The 19,597-nt window shown below is 63.0% G+C and carries 16 protein-coding genes; 9 read left to right on the forward strand and 7 right to left on the reverse strand.

What is annotated here, in order from left to right:
* Positions 1-81 precede the first annotated feature (81 nt).
* Genes HNQ39_RS13040 through HNQ39_RS13050 form a run of 3 tightly spaced genes read left to right on the forward strand, consistent with a single transcriptional unit; the run spans position 82 to position 4,194 of the window.
* Positions 82-648, forward strand: coding sequence for a hypothetical protein (locus HNQ39_RS13040; protein WP_184196503.1), 567 nt, complete (start codon positions 82-84; stop codon positions 646-648).
* Positions 649-679: 31 nt separating this feature from the next.
* Positions 680-2,512, forward strand: a complete 1,833-nt coding sequence (locus HNQ39_RS13045) for a hypothetical protein (RefSeq protein ID WP_184196506.1) — start codon at positions 680-682, stop codon at positions 2,510-2,512.
* On the forward strand, positions 2,509-4,194 hold the full coding sequence (locus HNQ39_RS13050) for a hypothetical protein (protein ID WP_184196509.1): 1,686 nt from the start codon (positions 2,509-2,511) through the stop codon (positions 4,192-4,194). The genes HNQ39_RS13045 and HNQ39_RS13050 overlap by 4 nt, the downstream gene beginning before the upstream one ends.
* On the opposite strand, the gene HNQ39_RS13055 is transcribed toward HNQ39_RS13050, so the two are convergent.
* Positions 4,191-5,216, reverse strand: coding sequence for a serine hydrolase domain-containing protein (locus HNQ39_RS13055; RefSeq protein WP_184196512.1), 1,026 nt, complete (start codon positions 5,214-5,216; stop codon positions 4,191-4,193). The genes HNQ39_RS13050 and HNQ39_RS13055 overlap by 4 nt on opposite strands.
* A 31-nt stretch (positions 5,217-5,247) precedes the next feature.
* Between HNQ39_RS13055 and HNQ39_RS13060 the strand changes: the two genes are divergently transcribed.
* The gene (locus HNQ39_RS13060) at positions 5,248-5,775 is read left to right on the forward strand and encodes a hypothetical protein (protein WP_184196515.1); all 528 of its coding nucleotides are present in this window, start codon (positions 5,248-5,250) and stop codon (positions 5,773-5,775) included.
* A gap of 83 nt (positions 5,776-5,858) precedes the next feature.
* Positions 5,859-7,139 carry a GspE/PulE family protein gene (locus tag HNQ39_RS13065; RefSeq protein ID WP_184196518.1) on the forward strand — a complete coding sequence of 427 codons (1,281 nt, stop codon included), beginning with the start codon at positions 5,859-5,861 and terminating at the stop codon, positions 7,137-7,139.
* A 304-nt stretch (positions 7,140-7,443) separates the two neighbouring features.
* Here the strand turns inward: HNQ39_RS13065 and HNQ39_RS13070 are convergent, their stop codons facing one another.
* Positions 7,444-9,795, reverse strand: coding sequence for an ATPase, T2SS/T4P/T4SS family (locus tag HNQ39_RS13070; RefSeq protein WP_184196521.1), 2,352 nt, complete (start codon positions 9,793-9,795; stop codon positions 7,444-7,446).
* A gap of 82 nt (positions 9,796-9,877) precedes the next feature.
* The gene (locus HNQ39_RS13075; RefSeq protein WP_184196524.1) at positions 9,878-11,146 is read right to left on the reverse strand and encodes a Gfo/Idh/MocA family protein; all 1,269 of its coding nucleotides are present in this window, start codon (positions 11,144-11,146) and stop codon (positions 9,878-9,880) included.
* Positions 11,147-11,372: 226 nt separating this feature from the next.
* Here HNQ39_RS13075 and HNQ39_RS13080 point away from each other — a divergent pair, with 226 nt between their 5' ends.
* The 4 genes from HNQ39_RS13080 to HNQ39_RS13095 all read left to right on the forward strand — a co-directional run bounded on the left by HNQ39_RS13080 (position 11,373) and on the right by HNQ39_RS13095 (position 14,559).
* The gene (locus tag HNQ39_RS13080; protein WP_184196527.1) at positions 11,373-11,867 is read left to right on the forward strand and encodes a nucleotidyl transferase AbiEii/AbiGii toxin family protein; all 495 of its coding nucleotides are present in this window, start codon (positions 11,373-11,375) and stop codon (positions 11,865-11,867) included.
* Between the two features lie 11 nt (positions 11,868-11,878).
* Positions 11,879-12,433 (forward strand): DUF7822 domain-containing protein, encoded by a 555-nt coding sequence (locus HNQ39_RS13085; protein WP_184196530.1) that lies wholly within the window; start codon positions 11,879-11,881, stop codon positions 12,431-12,433.
* 112 nt (positions 12,434-12,545) lie between these two features.
* On the forward strand, positions 12,546-13,730 hold the full coding sequence (gene rhaI, locus HNQ39_RS13090; RefSeq protein ID WP_184196534.1) for an L-rhamnose isomerase: 1,185 nt from the start codon (positions 12,546-12,548) through the stop codon (positions 13,728-13,730).
* 277 nt (positions 13,731-14,007) lie between these two features.
* Complete coding sequence (locus HNQ39_RS13095) at positions 14,008-14,559, forward strand: DUF2087 domain-containing protein (protein ID WP_184196537.1); 552 nt, start codon at positions 14,008-14,010, stop codon at positions 14,557-14,559.
* Here the strand turns inward: HNQ39_RS13095 and HNQ39_RS13100 are convergent.
* From HNQ39_RS13100 to HNQ39_RS13115, 4 genes are all read right to left on the reverse strand, one after another.
* Positions 14,544-16,397 (reverse strand): NHL repeat-containing protein, encoded by a 1,854-nt coding sequence (locus HNQ39_RS13100; protein ID WP_184196540.1) that lies wholly within the window; start codon positions 16,395-16,397, stop codon positions 14,544-14,546. The two genes, HNQ39_RS13095 and HNQ39_RS13100, sit on opposite strands and share 16 nt — an antisense overlap.
* A gap of 54 nt (positions 16,398-16,451) precedes the next feature.
* Positions 16,452-17,399: a hypothetical protein gene (locus tag HNQ39_RS13105; RefSeq protein ID WP_184196543.1), complete on the reverse strand. Its 948-nt coding sequence runs from the start codon at positions 17,397-17,399 to the stop codon at positions 16,452-16,454.
* An 89-nt stretch (positions 17,400-17,488) separates the two neighbouring features.
* Positions 17,489-18,721, reverse strand: coding sequence for a DegT/DnrJ/EryC1/StrS family aminotransferase (locus tag HNQ39_RS13110; RefSeq protein ID WP_184196546.1), 1,233 nt, complete (start codon positions 18,719-18,721; stop codon positions 17,489-17,491).
* A gap of 92 nt (positions 18,722-18,813) precedes the next feature.
* Positions 18,814-19,596 carry a hypothetical protein gene (locus tag HNQ39_RS13115; RefSeq protein WP_184196549.1) on the reverse strand — a complete coding sequence of 261 codons (783 nt, stop codon included), beginning with the start codon at positions 19,594-19,596 and terminating at the stop codon, positions 18,814-18,816.
* Position 19,597 lies beyond the last annotated feature (1 nt).

Consider the following 19,597-nt stretch of genomic DNA (forward strand, 5'->3'; position numbering starts at 1 on the left):
ACCTCATACCCGGGGCAATGCCCGTAGTTTCACGCGGGAGAAATAACACACTTACTCCGACTATCTCTTGTGGTGATACCCATGAGAAAACTCGGAATCGGGCTGGCGGTGAGTACCTTGCTGGTGCTCTTTTGCTTGCCACACACGGGCTGGCTCCTGCGCGGCCTCTTCCGAGCGATTATCGCGGCGGCGCTCTGGCAGCCCATGCCGGCGGTGCGCATCGAGGGAGATATCGCCTCGTGGCCGCTCCTCGTGGTGGCGACCTGGGCGCTGGTGGCGCTTTTGGCGACGCTGCTCTGTGGGGGAGTGGCGGGGCTGGTGCTAGGAAATCCCGCGTACTGGAGCGACGGCAAGCCCCGCGCGCGGGTGCAGCTGAGCCTGCTGAGTATCCTGATCGGGGGGGCAGCTTGGTGGGGCGCGGGAGCGGCGCATCTGGTGGGGGCGCAGCGCCTGACCGGGGCGCTCTGTGGGATTGTCCTGCTCTTTCCCCTGGGAATCGCGATGCTGACCCTGGCCTTCCAAGGACGCCAGCGCGGCAAGGCAGCACCCGTGAGCATCCTCACCGGGCTGGCGACTCTCTCGCTTCCCACCGCCTTTGGCCTGTCGCTGCTCTGCGCGATCTTTCTGCTCCTGACCGCACGCCCGTAACCAACCCATGCCACTCTGCGTTTAGAGCGGCATGAGTGGTCTTGCCAAGAAGAGCCTGCTGGTGGTTGCCTTTGTCTTGACAGGGCTCCACTTCCATCCCCAGACTGCCTGGCTGATACGGACACAGTGGCGTGTCGTGTTTGCGGGTGCCGGAGAACGAGTCGGCACTGCGGCACTCGGAAACCTAGGGGCAAGCCTGGAGGAGCGGGACCAGACGGTCCTCACGCTCGCCCAGCAGCACCCGGAGAGCGTCCCCGTGGTTCTCGCAGCGGCGTTTATCCAAGACGATCCCAAAGTCGCGCAGAGGCTCTGTGCGGACCTGGCAAGGCGCTTCCCCCAAGAGCCCGCCGTCGCCGCAGGTGTCCTCCGCGCCTGGCTGACGCGAAACAACAGCGCGTTTCTGCCCCACCGCCCCCAAGACGAAGCCGTGCTCCAGCGCCGCTCTCCGCCGAGTGCCTGGCAGCGCCGACTTATTTCGTCGCCGCCACAGCCCCCAGCGGGCATGGTGACACCGTTTCTGGAGCAGGCCCGGCACGGCGAGGCAATCGACCCCGACAATGCGTTCTTTCCCGCCATGCGCGCCGTGGCCCTCTTTACCGCGCACCGGGACCAAGAGGCGCTTCAGGCCCTGCACCTCGCCGCGACAAAGCGACGCTGGGACGACTACCACACGGCGATGGTCCAGGGACGCCACGAGCTTCTGACCCTCCACTACGGCTCCCACCCCGCTCTTGGGGATTACTCGACAGAGCTGCTCTTCAACTTCCCTGACCTCGGTGCCCTCCGCCGTGCAAGCCGGCTGGCTCTGGTGCATGCGGTCCGCCGCGAGCTGCTGGGCGACTTGGAAGGAGGCTTCCAGATACGCCGGACGCTCCGCACGCTGGTGACCCGGCTTCGGGAGAGTGGGTGCCTCTTGCTTTCTCCCCGAACGTTCATGGAGCGGCCGGGAGGGCTCCCAGTGGCGGCCCTCGACGATGTGAAGGAAAGAGTCCGTGGGGCGGCACTCCGCTGTGTGTACCTGGACTACCTGCGCCACATCGGTCATCCTGAGGAGGCAACGGCGGTGGAGGGCGAGCAGACGGCGTTTCGCTTGGCACGACAGCAAGCGAACGAAGACGCGAGGAATCTCTACCTGCCTCTGGTAGGTCCCTTGCTCACCTGGGGCTGGAGCCTTGTGTTTTTAGTGGGGGCCTGTCACGTTCTGATCCTGGGGGCGATCGCCGCGCTCCTGCAGCGCACTGGGCGGATTCGCGCGAGCCTGCCCGCCCATCCGGGGGTGCGTGCCGCGCTCTGGCTGGTGCTCGGAGTGCTCCCGCTGGTCGCGATTGCCCTGGTGAGCGGCGCGCTCTTCCGCTCTTGGGCACTCTATCCCGCGGCTGGCCTGGGAATCTTTGCGCTCGCTCAGCTTGTCCGTACGACGCCACGTGGTCGGCGCTGGCGCAGTGCGGGCTGGCTCCTCGCCGCGCTGGCGGGGCTTGCTGCTCTGGCCACGCTGCTCTACCTGCCGCTATCGGGGGCGCTGGCACTGCGCTCGGCCGTGCTGGGCTCCGGGGAGGGCTGTGGCTGTGGCGAACCCGACGACGAGGTGGCGACAGACACAGTCTCTGAGCCGGAGGCATGGGTGGCAGGGAACAGTACGGCAATGACCGGGACGCTCTGCCTCCCTCTGGCGCTGGTGGCTGTTCTCCTGGTGGTGAGCCGCGTGCGGCGTGTGCCCGTCACGGTCGGGGTTGTGCGCGGCGTCGCACGGGGGAGCCTGCCTCTCTTTGTCGCCTTACTGATCCATCACGCACTGGCAACGGTGCTCTTGGTGTCGCAGGAAGCAACCCTCCGCGCGACCGCTCTGGAGTCCTCTCGTCGATGAAAAAGAACCCTCTCTCTCTGCTCTGTCTTACCCTGAGTGTCGCGATCCTGCTGACCCTCTCGCTCCATCCCAAGACCGGCTGGCTGGTGCGCCAGCAGGCACAGGCCGCTTTTGGCGGAAAAGGCCCCGCGCTGGTCAAGGCGCTGGACGGCCCCGCGGTCCCGCCAAAGCTCAGCCCCGCGGGGGAGCTAGCCCGGACGCTACGCGAGCTCTGCCGGGAAAAACTCACCCTGGAGCGCAAGGCGGAGGAGGTGTTCTATCAGGGGCACTCCGAGGCGGGTTTTCCGAAGACCTATCCCAAGGACCTCTCGCTCTACGATATTCTGGCACTCACGGAGGCCGGCGAGCAGTGCGATCCGGGCAATGCCTTCTTCCCGACGCTCCGTGCCGTGGCCTTGCTCGCTTTTCATAGCGACAGCCAGGCACTCGCCGCGCTCCACCAAGCTGCACAGTGCCCCCGCTGGGACGACTACACCAATGAGGAGGTTCTGGCGCGGCTGGCGCAGCTCGATCACGTGCAGGGCAGGCACTCCGCCCTCGCCGAGATGCAGGTTGAGCAGAGCCTGATTGCTCCACACTTTGGTCGCCTGAGGGCACTGGCACGGGTAGTCACGGTGTTGGCGGCGAAGAGAGAGCAAGCGGGCGCACTTACCGAGGGGCTCGCGCTACGGCATGACCTCAGAGCGCTGGGCGTCCTTCTTCGAGAGCAGCCGGGCTTGCCGCTGACAGCACACACCGGGATCACGCTAACCGCGATTGCGACGGCCCGCCCCGGCGGCGAGCTACCACGAAAGTACACCGGCTCGTCGGAAGAGACCAAGCAAGCCCGACGACGGGATACTCTGGCGGCACATACCAAGTACTGGGGAGCGGCGGAGGCGAGTGCGGTGGCACAGCTCTGGAAGCGCAATGAGGAAGCCAAGGCGCTTCATGGCACTTTCACCCTTGCCAGCGATAGCTTCTACGGCCTCGCCGCCGAGTGGCAAGTGGGGCTACGCGGGCTGGCGACCCTCTTGGCGACCTTGCTGATCGGGGCGTTTTGTGCCCTGGTCGCGCGTCTTCACCGTCAGAGAGCAGCCTGTCTCGGTATTCGTCTCGGGCTCTGGCTGATGCTGGGAATTGTCCCGCTGGCCGTCTGGCGCTCGGGGCTTTCCGAATCCGAGGTCTGGCTCTCGCTAGGGCTACTGCTCGCTCAAGGCGGCATTGGGCTCTTTACGCTCTGGCAGGCGTGGCGGACGATGGAGCGAGGACGGTACTTACTAGAGGTGGTCGTGATGGCGGCGACCGTGCTCGCGCTGGGCCAGCTGGTGTTGCTTGCGAGCGTCGCGATGTGGGGAGCGGAGGACACAATCAACACGTTCTACGACACCTACCTGCGCTGCTTCTCCGCGAGTGCGGCAGACCCACAGCCCTGGTGGCAGGCACTTGGGGACGAAGCATGCTCCCGTGCGTTCTTTGCCTTCCCCGCTCTCTACCCCCTTCTCTGCCTGGTTCCCGTCTTGGCGATTGTGAGCCGGGTCAAGCGTGTTCCGGTGGTCTTTGGCGTCCTGCGTGGCCTTGGGCGGTGCACCTTGCCGCTGGTGCTGGCGCTGACCCTGGCCTATGCCTGGCAGGTGGAGAGAACAGCGCATCGCGAGGCGCGGCTCACAGCGGAGCTTCGGGCATTCTATACGCGGCCTTAGAGCGTCCCGGCGAGAGCGTTCATAAACCGGCGGCGCAGGGGCAGGAACTCGGTCTTGCTGTTGTCGACATAGACCGCGTTGGTGAGCAGGACGATCACGCACCCGGACTCGGGATCGAGAACGAGTGCGGTGCCCGTGAAGCCCGAGTGCCCAACGGCGCGGTCAGACAGTAGGTCGCCGGTGGGGGTGAGGCCATTGGGCTTGCAGAAAAACGCGAGCGTGTGTCCGGGCGGTGTCGACTGGGGCAGCAGCCAGCGCTGGCGGGTGGGGGAGCCAAAGAGCCCGCCGTGGAGGATCGCCTCGCCGAAGCGCGCCACGGCCTCCGCGGTCCCAAAGAGCCCCGCGTTCCCCGAGACCGAGCGGCCCTCGGCGCAGATCGCGCGCGCATTGCCATCGTGGACAACGCCTGCCAGTGTCTCCCCGGAGCGTGGCCCCTCCTGGGAGATGGTCGGGGCGGAGCGGGCGGGGTCAGGGTGGTAGGTGAGCTGCTCACTGAGGCCCAGCGGCGCGAAGACGTGCTCGGCGGCGAAGCGATCTACGGTGGTGCCGGTGACAGTCTCCAATACTTGCGCCAGCAGGATGTAGTTGAGGCAGGAGTATTCGTAGTGGGTGCCGGGTGCGCCCCGGAGCGGGAGCTGGCTAATCGCACGCACGGCAGCGTCCAGCCCGAAGCCTTCGTCCTGGTAGCACGCGATCCAGGCAGGCAGGCCCGACGTGTGCGTGAGCAGGTGCCGGAGGGTGGCGTCCTTGAGGTGGCTCGCTGCGGGGATAAAGTCTGTGAGAGGTGTCGTGAGGGTGAGCTCGCCGTGCTCCACGAGGGTGCAGATGCTGGAGGCCATGGCGACCGGCTTGGTGATACTGGCGAGGTCGTAGAGGGTGGCGAGGGCGGTGGGCGCGCTACCGTCGGTCGTGCCGAGGGCCTCGTGCCAGAGGGTCTCGCCTCGCTGCCGCACGCAGACCACGGCTCCGGGCATCGCCTCCCGCTGGATTCCCCGCAATAGGACTGTACGCACTCTTTCCATGGTTCCTATTGTACGATACGATACCACTATTATGAGATTCAATAAGACCCAGTGGATCATCCTTGTCTCGGGGACCCTCTTTATCCTGGCCATGACCTACGGCAGTGGGATGCGGTCGCAGGTGAAGAAGCTCCAGAAGCTGACTGAGGAGTACAAGATCACCCGGCGGAACCTGCGCTCGTCGGAGCTGGCACGCAAGGCCGATATCGCGCTCCTCCACCAGCTAGAGGCCCGGCGCGAGCTGGACCTGGTGCTTCAGGCAATCGCCCAGCGCAACTTTGGGATCGCCAACGAGCTCCTCAAAAGTATCGTCGCCCACCTGAATACCGCCAAGCAGGCCGAGGCCGCCAACACCGCTGCCCTCGATGCCCTCATCCCCGTGCTCTCGTCGCTGGGCGAGACCCCCGATCCCACCAAGCTCACCGAGCTGGCCCACAGCATGGATGTCGAGCTGGAGAAGGTCTCCCCCAAGACCGACTACAAGAGCGAGGTGACCGTCCCGCCGCCCACCGGCAACGACGAAGTCGATCCCGCCTACGAGTTCGGCCAGCGCGGCTAGGCCTGTCCTGCCCAGAGGAACCTGGGCAGGAATTTTCTCCCCCCCCGGCGAACCTACTCACAGGAGAGTAGTGAAACATGAGTATGCCAGGATCTGGTCCGGGGGGCACCTCGCCCGCCATTCAAGGCCCCGCCGTTCAGATGGTCAATGCGATGGTCAACGATGCCGTTCGCCTCGGGGCCAGTGATATCCATATCGAGCCGCGCGCCAACTGTCTCGAGGTCCGCCTTCGTGTCGATGGCGTCCTGCAGACCTGGAAAGAGCTGCCCAAGGACCTCCAGGACCCGGTCGCCGTGCGTATCAAGGTTCTGGCCGATCTTGATATCAACGAGAAGCGATTGCCCCAAGACGGCCGTATCGCCATCACGATGCCGGGCAAGTCGTTCGACCTTCGTATCTCCAGCCTGCCGGTGCTCTACGGTGAGAAGATCGTGATGCGACTTCTGGACCGCTCGATGTCGGTGCGCCCGCTCCAGGGGCTGGACTTCTCGCCCCACAACCAGGAGACCTTTGAGGAGCTGATCCGCCAGCCGCTCGGGCTGGTGCTGGTAACCGGCCCAACGGGGTCGGGCAAGACCACTACCCTCTACTCCGCCCTCAATGTGCTGCGGAGCAAGGCGACCAATATCGTCACCTGCGAGGACCCGGTCGAGGTCAATATGGAGGGGATCAACCAGAGCGCGGTCAATGAGAAGGTGGGCCTGACCTTCGCCCGCCAGCTCCGCGCCATCCTGCGCCAGGACCCCGATATCATCCTGGTGGGGGAGATGCGCGACCAGGAGACCGCCGAGATCGCCTTCCGCGCCGCGATGACGGGCCACCTCGTGCTCTCGACCCTGCACTCCAACGATGCCCCGACCTCGGTGACTCGTCTGATCGATATGGGGGTCCCCCCGTTTCTGATCGCCTCCGGCTTGGTGGGCATGGCTGCCCAGCGCCTCGTGCGCCGGCTCTGTGTCCGCTGCCGCCGCCAAGCGCCGCCGACCCCGCGCCAGGCCGCACTCCTAGGAATCTCCGATGCCGACCCGATCTGGCAGCCCGCAGGTTGCTCCGAGTGCGAGGGCACGGGCTACAAGGGACGAATCGGGGTGCATGAGGTCGTGACGGTCGATGAGAAGTTCTCGCGCCTGATTATCGACAAGGCACCCAGCTCGATCCTACGCCGCGCCTCGATTGATGCGGGGATGGTGCCGATCCGTGAGGACGCGCTCAACAAGATCCGGGCGGGGCTGACCAGCGCGGAGGATGTGATGCGCCAGGTCTATCTCAAGGCCGACGACGACGAGGACAAGAACTGGCAGCCGCCGGGCCAGCCGGCACAGATCGCCGCCAGCCCGGTCGCGGCGCTCCCTGCCGCTAGTTAGCCATCTCCCCGCGCCTTAGAGCGCTTCCCCTCTTCCCCTAACCGCTCGTGCCTCGCGGGGAAGAGGGGTTTTGTGTTTATAATGGGGCATGAGCAAAAGGTCAGCTCCTCCGCGCTGAGATTCCGACCTGATTCTGCCTGGACGGTAAACGTCCGGCTGTAGGGCCTTCGGCCGCCTCCCCGTGCCTCGTCGGTACAAGTAGGCTTGTCGGTACAAGAGATTCCGAGCGAAGCGAGGCGGCGCGAAGCGCCCCATAGCCGGATGATTTCCATCCGGGCTTGCCCGACGTTTACCGTCCACGCGGCTACCCCGCAAAGACCTTCTTCTGGATATCGTCGAGGAGCGCCATCCCCGCGATCACTTTCCCGAGGCCGTCGCCGATCATGGGGATCATGCCGTTGCGGAGTGCCTCGTTCTGGATGATGGTGGTGGTGGCGCGCTTCATCACGAGGGTCTGGATGGGCTCGGACATGACCATGAGCTCGTGGATACCGATACGGCCCGACGTGCCACCGTTGCAGCGGGCGCAGCCCACGGCCTGACCGATTGCCTTCACGGGAAGGGGAGCGCCGTACATCAGGTTCAGGAGGTTCTGCTGCTCCGGGGTGGGCGGGGCCATCGTCCGGCAGTTGGGACAGAGGCGGCGCGCGAGGCGCTGGGCCTGCGCCCCGATCAGGCCCGAGGCGATCAGAAACGGCTCGACTCCCATGTCCATCAGGCGGGTGGGGGCACCGGCGGCCTGGTTACAGTGGAGCGTGGAGAGCACCAAGTGCCCGGTCATCGCGGCCTTGAAGGCGATCTCGGCCGTCTCGCCGTCGCGAATCTCCCCGACCAGCACCACATCGGGGTCCTGGCGCAGGATGGCGCGGAGCTGCGAGGCGAAGGTCAGGCCGGCCTTGGGGTTGACCATGCTCTGGCTGATCCGGTCCATCTCGTACTCCACCGGGTCCTCACAGGTCATGATATTGGTGGCGGAGTCCTTGACCGCATTGAGCGCCGCGTAGAGGGTCGTCGTCTTACCGGAGCCCGTTGGGCCGGTCACGAGAATGATGCCGTAGGGGCGCTTGATGAGATTATTGAACGCCTCCAGGTTGGGGCGGGAGAACTCCAGCTGCTCGATGGTCTTCTGGGTCGCGCCGCCGTCGAGCACACGAAGCACGACACGCTCGCCGTAGAGGTTGGGCAGGGTAGAGACACGGAACTGCACCGTGCGACCGTCGATGCTCAGGTTGATACGGCCGTCTTGGGGCAAGCGGCGCTCCGCGATATCGAGGTCACTGAGGATCTTGATGCGCGAGACCAGGGCGGCAAAGGAGTTCTTGGGCAGCACGTGCATCACGTGCAGGTGACCATCGATTCGGTACCGAACCTGGAAGTCCTTCTTGTAGGGCTCGATATGGACATCGGAGGCGCGCTTGCGGACCGCCTCGATCAGGATGGTGTTGACAAACTTGATGATCGGGGCATCGTTGGGATCATCCATTGTCGCGACATTGTCGTTGTCCTCCGCGAGGCGGCGCGCCTCCTCCGGCGAGAGCGTGGCATCGTCGCTGAGGACCGTCAGGGTCTCTTCCAGGGAGCGGGCGAGCTGGTTCTTCTCGTAGGAGCGGTTGCTGGTCTGGTAGGCCAGCTCGATGGCGCGCTTGAGGGCGGTGCTCTCCGCAAGGACAGCCTTGACGCGGCGCTTGGTGCGTGCCTGTACGAGATCAATGGCGGGCGTGTTCCAGGGGTTGGCGACCGCGGCGCGGATCGGGGGATCGGAGAGGTAGGAGTCCTCCTCCGACGGCTCCAAGGGGAGCACCAGGAGCGCGAGGGCCTGCTCGCGTGGGATATGGGCGATCCCGTCCTCGTAGATCGTCTCGCTCTCGACATTGACAAAGGTCATGTCGATCTGGCGGCTGTGGGCGGCGGTGATGTCCTGCTCATTGACCCAGCCCTTGCTCACCAGGATCGAGCCCAGGCGCTCCCGCGTGAGGCTCTGGATCTCCAGGGCCTGCGCGAGCTGGGAGGCCGTGAGGAGGCCACGGGCGATCAGGATCTCTCCCAGGCGCTCCTTGGCACCCAGGGTTCCGGTGGACGGCAGGGTCGCGGGGAGACCCGCACCGGACGCGGGGATGGAGCCATTACCGTGGCCGTTGCCATTGCTGGTGCGGGCAACCTCCGTGGCACCCATACGGGCCACGGCCAGCGACTCGGCGGGGGCGGTGGCGAAGTTGGGGGTCTTGTCGAGGATGGCCGGGGCGGGTGCGGGTGCAGGTTTGGGGTTTAGGATCTCTTGGAGAGCGTTGCGGATCTCCTCCGGCTCCAGCGGGTAGCGCACACAGACCAGCGCACCGGCCTCCGTGGCGCGGCTGCGGTTCTCGGGCGTGTCGCTGTCCATGGCCATGAGCACGGGCAGGCTCTCGATCCCGATATCGGGGTGACGGATACGGCGGCAGATATCGAGGCCATTGACCTTGGGCGCGTTCCAGCGGGTGATCAGGGCATCGTAGGGAGACTGGGTGCGGGTCTCGCTACGGGGATTGCTTCCCTGAGTAAGCTGCTCCCAGGCGGCCTCGCCATCACGGACAATGGTTGCCTGGTGGCCCTGGCGCTCCAGCGCCTCATGGAGGAGGAGGGCCGAGAGCGCGTCTTCTTCAACAGCTAGAATTTTCATGGAATACCCTCTCTATAGTCGGTGGGATATTCGCGATTCTTAACCTGTGAATTAGACTATTTCACCCAGTGCTATTGCGGGATTACGGATGGACCCAGGGTTTCCGGTAGGGACGGCTCAAGAGCTTGTTGGCGGCCTCGTCCCCGATAATACGCCCCTTGGTCGCGTCCCAGGTCAGTGTCCGCCCGGTCTGCTGTGCCAGGTTCGCCAGGATGCAGCTCGCGGTGGAGAGATGGCCTTCCTCGATATCGGCGACGGGATGCCCCCGGCTCTGGACCGCGCGTAGCCAGTCGGCCATGTGGTAGCGAATCGCGGGGGCGACATGCTTCTCGAGGTCCCGCTCGGTGGCGTCTTCGGGGAACTTGTCCAGCTCTAGCGTGACATCTTTGTGAATCGCCGGCCCACGGCTGGGGAGAAAGTCGTAGCCATTGACACTGGCCTTGAGCACGCCCTTCTCGCCGTAGAAAGTCGCCGACCACGGGTACTTGGGATCGGGCGCATCGCCCCAGCTCCTATGTTGCCAGAGCACTTGGGTCTCGCCAAAGTCGAAGCTCGCGGTCTGGGTGTCGGTGATATTGGCGACACTGGCCTTGTCCATGAAGATTCCGCCGCTCGACGACACGCTCCTCGGCCAGCCGAGCCCGAGCATCCAGCGGGTCATGTCCAGCATGTGGACGCACATATCCCCGACAATGCCGTTGCCGTACTCCATAAACGCACGCCAGCCGCGGGGATGCGCCACGGGATTGTAGGGCCGCAGCGGCGCGGGGCCGGTCCACATCTCCCAGTCGAGCGTCTCCGGCGGTGCCGTATTGGCCACGCGGCTAGAGCTGCGCATGTGGTAGTAGCAGCACGTCTCCACCAGCCCGATCTTGCCCAGCTTGCCCTCTCTTAAGATCTCCCGCGCCTCGACCAAGTGCGGCGTGCTGCGCCGCTGCGTCCCGATCTGTACGACACGCTTGTGCTTGCGTGCCGCCGCCAGCATCGCCTGCCCCTCCGCAATATCCACCGAGATCGGCTTCTGACAGTAGACATCCGCCCCCGCCTCCATCGCCGCAATCGCCTGGAGCGCGTGCCAGTGGTCGGGCGTGCCAATAATCACCAGCTCCGGCTTTGTCTCTTTAAGCAGCTCTCGATAGTCCGCAAAGGTCGCCGGGCGCTTCTTGGACACTTGCCGCGCCGCCACCAGCTCCGCTGCCTCTGCCAGCATCTTCTTATCGACATCGCACAGCGCCACGACCTCTGCGTTTGGGGCGACTTGAAGCAGGCGAAACAAATCACACTTGCCATACCACCCCGACCCAATCAGCGCGACACGCGGCTTGACATCCTGAAACTCTCGAAAACTCATGCAGGGATTCTACCCGCCCGGCACCCCGTGAGATACAATTTGTCCATGTTGCCCACGAAATCCGACTCCCAGGAGCAAGTGCTAGCCTGGCTTGCGGCGCACCCGTATGGCGAGCAGGACGAAAACGGGGTGGATCTTTCCCTGCTCCGGGAGAACCTGAAGCTCACGCCGGAGCAACGCTGGCTCAAGCATCAGCGTGCTCTACGAACCATTTTGGAGGTAAGACGTGCCGGAGAAAGAACCCGACTTCGCCGCACTGCTTCAGCGTCTTCATGAGGCAGGAGCGCGATTTGTTCTGATTGGCGGACTGGCGATGATGTCACACGGAAGCGCCCATGTTACCGTGGATATCGACGTAGCCTATGCGCGTGACTCGGAGAACTTTGTGGCTCTGGCCAATGTCATCCAGTCCATTCATGCCCGCCTGCGCGGTTTGCCCCCAGACATACCGTTCCCTCTGGATGCCCAAACCTTTCGAAATGCAATGAACCTGACCCTCGAAACCGACTTTGGCGATCTGGATTTACTCGCCATCCCAGAGGGGCTGGATTCTTATGAGGGGCTAGTCTCTCGTGCTGTGGAAATGGAAGTTTTTGGAGTTTCTGTTCATGTGGCATCGGTGGATGATCTGATTGCGATGAAGCGTGCGGCGAATCGTCCAAAAGATCAGGCGCATCTTTATGAGCTTCTTGCGCTCAAGGAACTTCTAGAGGAAGGATAGGGGAACTTTGAATGGCTAATCGTTGCTCGCTCTATGCTGTTGATTTTGCCCCCAGTGAAGGTACGAAAGCAAAGCCTCTACTTCTTGCGGAGCACGCCTACGATATTCCGCTTGCCTTCAAGCTACTGGTCTCAGCATCGCCACAAATCTCCCCTTCGCTTGATTGGCCCGATGAAGGTGAAGTTGCGATCTTAGGAGAACTAGCACAAGGGCGTGAGAGGCTTTTTGCGTTTCTTGACCAACTCACGAATCCGCTTGCTCAACCTCTGGTCGAAGAGACGAAGGCGTTTCTCACACACCCAGAGCGTCAGCTATCTCACATTCTGCTGGAGCCATTCGACATTTTTCAGATGACAGGGCCAGATTCTGTTACTGCTATCACCTGGCTTTTGGAGGAGATACAGCACTTGGACGAGCGGCTTCCCCACCAAATCGAAACCACGTTGGTGGCTTTGCAGATCCCAGCACCGAACTCCTCAAAGCGTCTCTGGCCCTGGCAAAAGCCGCCCAAGCCCCGCGATCCGCTTCAGCCGCTCTACGACCTTGGTCTCGGAAGCTGGGGATAAATTCGGGAGCCCGCACCCATAGGGTACCCGGGCTTTATGGCGGAACGCCATTGCGGACGCCGATTTCCAATCGGCGGCAGGAAAACGCTCCGCCGGCCACGAATCAACGGGCATGAGCCAAGAGCAAATCCGCGCCGCGCTGCGCGCCCTTCCTATCGAGCTGCCCTCCTGGGGCTTCGCCAATGCGGGCACCCGCTTCGGAGCCTTCCCGGAACCGGGAGTGGCCCGCGATATCTACGAGAAGATCGAGGACGCCGCGACCGTGCACCGCCTCACCGGGGTCTGCCCGACGGTTGCGGTGCACATTCCTTGGGACCTGCCTCCCGCCGGTAAGACCTGGGCCGATATCGCGGAGTTCGCCAAGAGCGAGGGAGTCGCGATTGGGGCGATCAACCCGAATCTCTTTCAAGATCACGACTACAAGCTCGGCTCGGTCTGTAACCCCGACCCGGCGATTCGCAAGAAAGCGGTCGCGCACCTGAAAGAGTGCGCGGAGATCATGAAGGTGACGGGGAGCAAGCTGCTGAGCATCTGGCTGGCCGATGGGACGAACTATCCGGGCCAGGACGATATCAAGTCCCGCCGCCAGCGCCTGATCGACTGCCTCGCCGAGGGCTACGCCGCGATGCCCGACGACGGCGAGATGCTGGTGGAGTACAAGCTCTTCGAGCCCGCGTTCTACCACACCGACCTTGCCGACTGGGGCACGAGCTTCACGGTCTGCCAGAAGCTGGGCGAGCGCGCAAAAGTGCTCGTGGACACGGGGCACCACGGCCACTACACCAATATCGAGTTCATTGTCGCCACGCTCATCGCCGAGGGGCGCCTCGGGGGCTTCCACTTCAACGACCGCCGCTACGCCGACGATGACCTGATTGTTGGGAGCGCCAACCCCTACGCGCTGTTCTGCATCTTCCATGAGCTGATCAACGGCAACGACGGCAAGACGGCGTTCCAGACGGCCTACATGCTGGACCAGAGCCATGTGGTGGAGAAGAAGATCGAGGCCATGGTGCTCTCGGTGCTCAATGTCCAGACCGCCTACGCCAAGGCGCTGCTTGTGGACCGCGCCGCCCTCGCCGAGATGCAGGTGGCCGGGGATGTCATGGGGGCCCACGCGATCCTGCGCGATGCCTACGAGACCGATGTCCGCCCGATCCTGGCCGCCACCCGCGAAGAAATAGGCCGCCCCGCCGACCCGCTCAAGGCCCTCGCCACCGACGCACTGGTTGCAGAGCGCCGCGCCCGCCGCCAAGTCGAGCCCGCACGGGCAAGCGGCGCTGGCCTCGGCGCGTAGCTAAACCACTCGTAACCTCTCCCCAACCCCTCTCCCGGCCGCTCATTCTTCGCTGGGAGAGGGGCTTTTTTATGTCTGCCTGATGGTTCGCGTGGACGGTGAACGTGGGGCAATCCTCGACGGTAAACGTCGGGCTATGGGGCCTTCGGCCGCCTCCTCGTTCCTCGTCGGTACAAGGTTATTCCGAGCGAAGCGAGGCGGCGACTTGCTCGCCCCATAGCCCCATGATTTCCATGAGGGATTATTTGATTTGACATATATCTAATTAAATGATTAGATGAGTGTCATTATGATCGAGACCATTGGAACACTAGCAGGGCAGCTGAAGCCGCTGGGGGAGCCGACCCGGCTGCGGCTCATGGGCTTGCTCCTGCGCGAGCCGCAGACGGGCGAGGAGCTGGCGGCGGTGCTGGGGCTGTCTGAGCCGACCATCACGCACCATATCGGCAAGCTCCGTGAGGCGGGGCTGGTGGAGACGCTAAATCGGGTGCACCAAGCCCGGCCCGAGGCGGTGGACGCGCTGGGCACCGGACTGGGGGAGCGGCTGAAGGCGCTGATGGAGGCGGAGGAGCCTGCGGATAAGTTCGCCAAGAAAGTGCTGGATGCGTTCTTTGAGAACGGGCGGCTCACGACGATCCCCGCGCGGCAGAAGAAGCAGCGGATCGTGCTGGAGCGGCTCGTGGCGGAGTTTGAGCCGGGTGTGCGCTACACCGAGGTAGAGCTCAGCGCCAAGCTCCGCCCCTTCCACGACGATGTCGCGACGCTCCGCCGCCTCTTTGTGGCGGAGCGACTCATGGCGCGGGAGAGCGGGGTCTACTGGAGGCTGTAGACATCGACACCGCAGGCGACAAAGACTCTCTTCTCCGGGCCGCCGTAGGCGATCGAGCCGACCTTGGCGGGGAGCTTGGCGAGCTCCCGGCTCTCTTTGGTGGTGAGCGAGTAGGAGAAGAGCGTGTTGCCGTCGGCGTAGAGGACCGTCCCCGGCTCGCCAAGAATGGGACGGCTGCTGAGCTTCTCAATCGCGGGGGCACCGAGCTCGCCCTTTTGGGGGTCGAAGACATAGAGCTTGTTGCGGTAGGCGCAGGCAGCGAGCTTGGTGTGGGAGTCGTAGAGGAGGCCGTAGACCGACGCCACATCGGGGAACTCGTGGGTCCAGAGTGCCTTCCCCTGTGCCAGGTCCCAGAGCCCGACCTTCACGGGGACGCCTTTCTGGGCGGAGAGCCCATTGGCCTCGGTGCTGGTGCCGATCAGCGCCTGCCCCACTCCGACGGGCGCAACCCCGCTGATCCCCTGCGGCCCCAGCGGGTTTTTCAGCACCTCGGACTTGCCGGTCTTGGGATCGGTGATACTGACAGCCCCGCCGTACTCGCCGTACTTGGCCAGCCAGCCCGCGTAGAGCCTGCCATCATCGCCGACCGTCACCCCGGCACTGGGGCGGATGTAGTCCGGCCCGACCCGGAAGATGGTCTTGGGGTTGACATGTTCTACCTGGTTCCACTTGGCATCGGGGTCGAAGCGGATCACCTCGCCGCCGACATAGGCCACGGCGTAGCAGATCCCATCGACGATGGCCGCATCGTAGACCTCCCCGCCCTGGTCGGAGATCGTGCGGGTATTGGTGAGCTTGCCGGTCTTGGTGTCGAGGTAGAAGAGGGTCTGGCCAAAGGTCGGGCCGCCCCAGAGCCGCCCGCGGTCATCGACCCGCAGAAAGTGTGTCGGGCGCGGCGCGGCGGGGCCGGGGATACGCTTCAACTCCAGCGTGCGCTTGCGCCCCCCGAGGGTGAAGTAGTCTTGGCCGCGCACCCCAAAGAACGTCCCCTTGTCGTTGCGCGCCAGCAGCCCGCCGGAGTTCTCGGTGAGGGTCAGGGCGAGCGTGGGCTTCTTCTCGCCCGCCACAAACCGCCAGACCTTCTGCCCTTGCCGCAGGATCAGGGTCTTGCTGTCGGTGAGGCGCGTGTCGACGTTCCAGGCACCGTCTTTGGGATCGGGCTCCGGGAACGGCAGCGGCGTCACCTCTGCCAAGTCCGGCATCCGAAACGCCTTCGCCCCGACCAAAAAGTACCCGTTCCATGCCACCCCGATACTCGCGCCTTGGAGCGCATCGGGGGCTTTGGTGAACGCCTTGGTCGCCGGGTCGAAGACTTGTGTCTCGGGCTTGCCAAAGCCAAACTGGCAGAAGAGCCGCCCATCGGGGAGCGCGGAGACATACCGCAGATAGAGGTTGCCGCTTGCCTTGGTCGGGGCCCCGAGGTCCTCCACCGCGCCGGTCTCGACAGTCAGCGCTCCCAGCTTGCCGCCCGGGTAGGTCCCGCCGTAGAGCCGCCCGTCTTTGCCGATTCCAAAGTTCCAGATATAGTCCTCACCGGGGAACTTGGCGGTCTTGACCCACTGCCGCTTGCTGACATCGAAGAGCATGAACATGCCGTCAAAATAGGTCCCGACCGCCAGCAGTGTCTCCGAGAGCTTCTCCAGCGCCCACGCCCCCGAGCCCGCCGGTGCCCGGTGTACCTCGGCCACATCGCGCTGGGCGTCGATCATAATAAGCTCCATGTTCGACGCCTCGTTCATGTTGGTGATGACAAACCACTCGCGGCCCTTGTCGTTGACAATCACCCCGGCGTGTACATTGCGTGCCTGGCACGGCTGTCCTAAAAGTATTGGTTTCATGGTTATTTGCCCCCTGACCCCCGCCCAGCGGGGGGACAATAAGGAAAGGGAATCCTAGAGAATTTGTGGTTGTGTGGGCGGTGCATCGGGCACCACCCAGAGTGCGTTGTCGTATCGAAAGCTGAGCTTCTTGCCACTTGGGAGCCAGTCGAGCTCCTCAAGCGGATAGGGTGAGGTGACGGTTCCCAGGCAGACGCGCTGGCTCCCGTCGAGGCGCATCGTATAGAGTGATTTCTGGCTTCGGTCTGTCGAAGAGGCCGTGAGAAGTGCTAGGCGCTGGTTCTGGGGAGTGTAGGTCACTACCTCCACTTCCTCCTCTTTCGGAAAAGGAATCTTGAACTCCCGCCGGGAGCGCTGGCCCTGCGTGAGCCGGAATTCGTAGCGCCACAGATCAATTTTGGAGTAGACACGCGACTCCCGAACTCCGACGATCAGATCGTCTTTTGGGTTCGCAATGAGGTGGCTTGCTCCAATGACTTGAATTTGCGAACCCCAGCCGCCCGTTGCCTCGCTTGGTTCGCCTAAGGGAATGACTTTTACTTTTGTCGAGCTTGCCAGCTTTCCCGTGACCGCATAGATTTGATTGTCGTCAAAGGCAAGAAATACCCAGGTTTTACTATCCGATAGCCACAGACGTTTTGAGCAAGGAATCAGAGTTTTGTTATTCGATTTGGGAACGAGCCAGAGACAGGGCGAGAAATCGTTCATGGAAAAAGCCCAGACATCGCGTGGGCTATTATCTGTACTATGCTCAAGCACCCATGTCTTATCAGGGGAGAGTGTTCCGCGATAGCGCTGGTTTGTAATGGCACGAGTCGTAATTTTCTCGGAGGGAAGCTCAATAGAAACAGTACGAAAGAGCGGACTTTTTCCAGTGCTTCCTCCGATAAATCTCCACTCTTGTGCCAGGAATTTTCGATCCGTGACCCATCCCAAGAGCACATAACGATCAAGCAGTTTCTGAGAGAGGGCACGAGTTGCATTCTTGAGCAAGCTATCCATAGTATTACTCCTGCACCATTCTACAGTTCCTCAGTTCCTCTTTAGCGGGCTCGGCCCGCTTCGCCGAAGGCGGTCCGAGGCGGGGACTTTCAGGCCCCGCCCTTCCCGTACCACGCCACGATCTTCTTAATCGCAAACGCCACCTCGTCGGCGTCGGTCTCGGTGTTGGCTTCGTTGACGGGGATCATGACACCGGTTTCGAGAATCTGCTCCGCGACCGGGCAGCGCTGCGCTTCCCAATCTACCGTGTCGCAGGCGTGGGGGGCGTGGGCGAAGGCGCTCTTGCCGGTGAAGATGGGGTAGCGGTAGATCGGGTCGCCGATATAGTGGGCTCCGGCGCGGACGCCCTCCGCCGCGAGCGCCTTGGTCAGACCATCGGCATCGGTGCCCAGCGCCTCGGGGACGACACGCAGGAGATAGAACCACCACGAGGGATCGACGCCGTGGGTGGCCTCCGGGAGCGTGATGCCGGGCGTGCCGATTAGCTTGGCGGTCAGTCGGTTGCACCACGCGCGGCGCTTCTCCACAATCCCATCCAGCTTGCGTAGCTGCGCCCGTGCGACCGCGCCCTGGAGCTCGGTCATGCGGTAGTTATTGGCGAGGAAGGTCGGCTGGCGCACGAGGGCATCGGGGCGGCGGTTGTAGCCCTTGTCGGTGGCGAGGCGGAGTTTTTCTGCCAGCGCGTCGTCGTCGGTGAGGACCAGGCCACCGTCGCCGCAGGAGATATGCTTGAACTCATTGAAGGAGAAGCACCCGACTGCCCCACGCGTCCCGACCGGGCAGCCCTTGTAGGTTGCGCCAAACGCCTGGGCGGCGTCCTCGATCAGCGCGAGCCCGTGTCGGTCGCAGAGGGCTTGGAGCGCATCAAGATCGCAGGTGTTGCCCCAGAGATGCACCGCGATAATCGCGCGGGTCTTGGGCGTGATACGCTCCGCCACCGAGTCGGGGTCGAGCGTGTAGCCATGGGGCGTCAGGTCGGCAAAGACCGGGATCGCGCCCTGAAACAGCACCGGGCTGATCGTCCCCATGTCCGTGATGGGCGAGACGATTACTTCGTCGCCGGGGGAGATGCCCAGCGCCATGAGCGCCGTGTGGATCGCCGCCGTGCCGCTGGTGCAGGTGACCGCGTGCTTGACGCCGTACTTTTCCGCGAACTCCGCCTCCAGCAGCTTGACCTTCTTGCCCTGCGCATAAAAGAGCGTGTTCTGTGCCAGCGCCTCCTGAAGCTCACGTAGCTCGTCGTCGCCGTAGCGCGGCTCGCCCACGCCATAGGGTGTCTGTTTGGCTCTCTCGCCACCGAAAAGTGCGGGTGTGTTGTTCATTTTAACCTCGTAACCTCTCCCCAACCCCTCTCCCGGTCGCTCGTTCCTCGCTGGGAAAGGGGCTTTTAAGAGGGAAAGTGAGTGCCCTCAGATTAGCCATGGGAAGCTTCCCGTTCGCGAACTAATTTTTGAAGGCGCTGTTGCCCGATTGGAGAGTCTGGCAAAAGGATCTTGATCAGTTCGTCTGCCAGCTCTGTGAGGTAGCTCGGCCAGGACTTCCAACGTCTTATGTAGCCCCCCACATATAGATCAAGAATGAAGTGATCTAGTGCTTCGGATTCACGAAGGAACTCGGGAAGCGAAAGGCCGTCGAGTATTTTAGTGAAGGGGTGGTTGTAAAGGATATAGAACGATGCGGCAAGGAGCTGGAGGGCTGGCTCACAAAGACCCCATTTCTTGATCGGTCGTTGAATATCCTCGAGTTCGATACAGCTATGCCCATTGTCTATGAACCAGATAAACTCGGCATAGTCGGCCATGTACTCTGGCTTTTTCATGACGAGCATCTCTATCGCGAATCGTCCTGCTTCATGCTCCTCATCGTGGTAGGGGTTCTCAGCAATATTAAATACCTCATTGGTTTGGTTGAATTGCGTGATGTTACGGACATACTCTGCCGTTTTCTCCCAGAGCTCGGGATGGTTTCCCACGGATGCAAAGAACTCAGGCTCGTCTAACTCTCCCCCCTCAGAATCAAGGGCCGTCAGGCGAAAGCCGTAGGCATCTTCATGCCGATCCGCGAGAACAACAATATCTTGAGTAATCTCGACAAGAGCATCAAGAACTTCACTCAGGCCATCGCGTGTTGTGAGTGGCTGTGATGCTGTGAGACGAATCTCGATAATGTCATCAAGCTGATAGTCAATGATTGCCACC

It is taken from the genome of Armatimonas rosea, assembly GCF_014202505.1.
In the GTDB taxonomy this organism is placed as follows: Bacteria; Armatimonadota; Armatimonadia; order Armatimonadales; family Armatimonadaceae; genus Armatimonas; species Armatimonas rosea.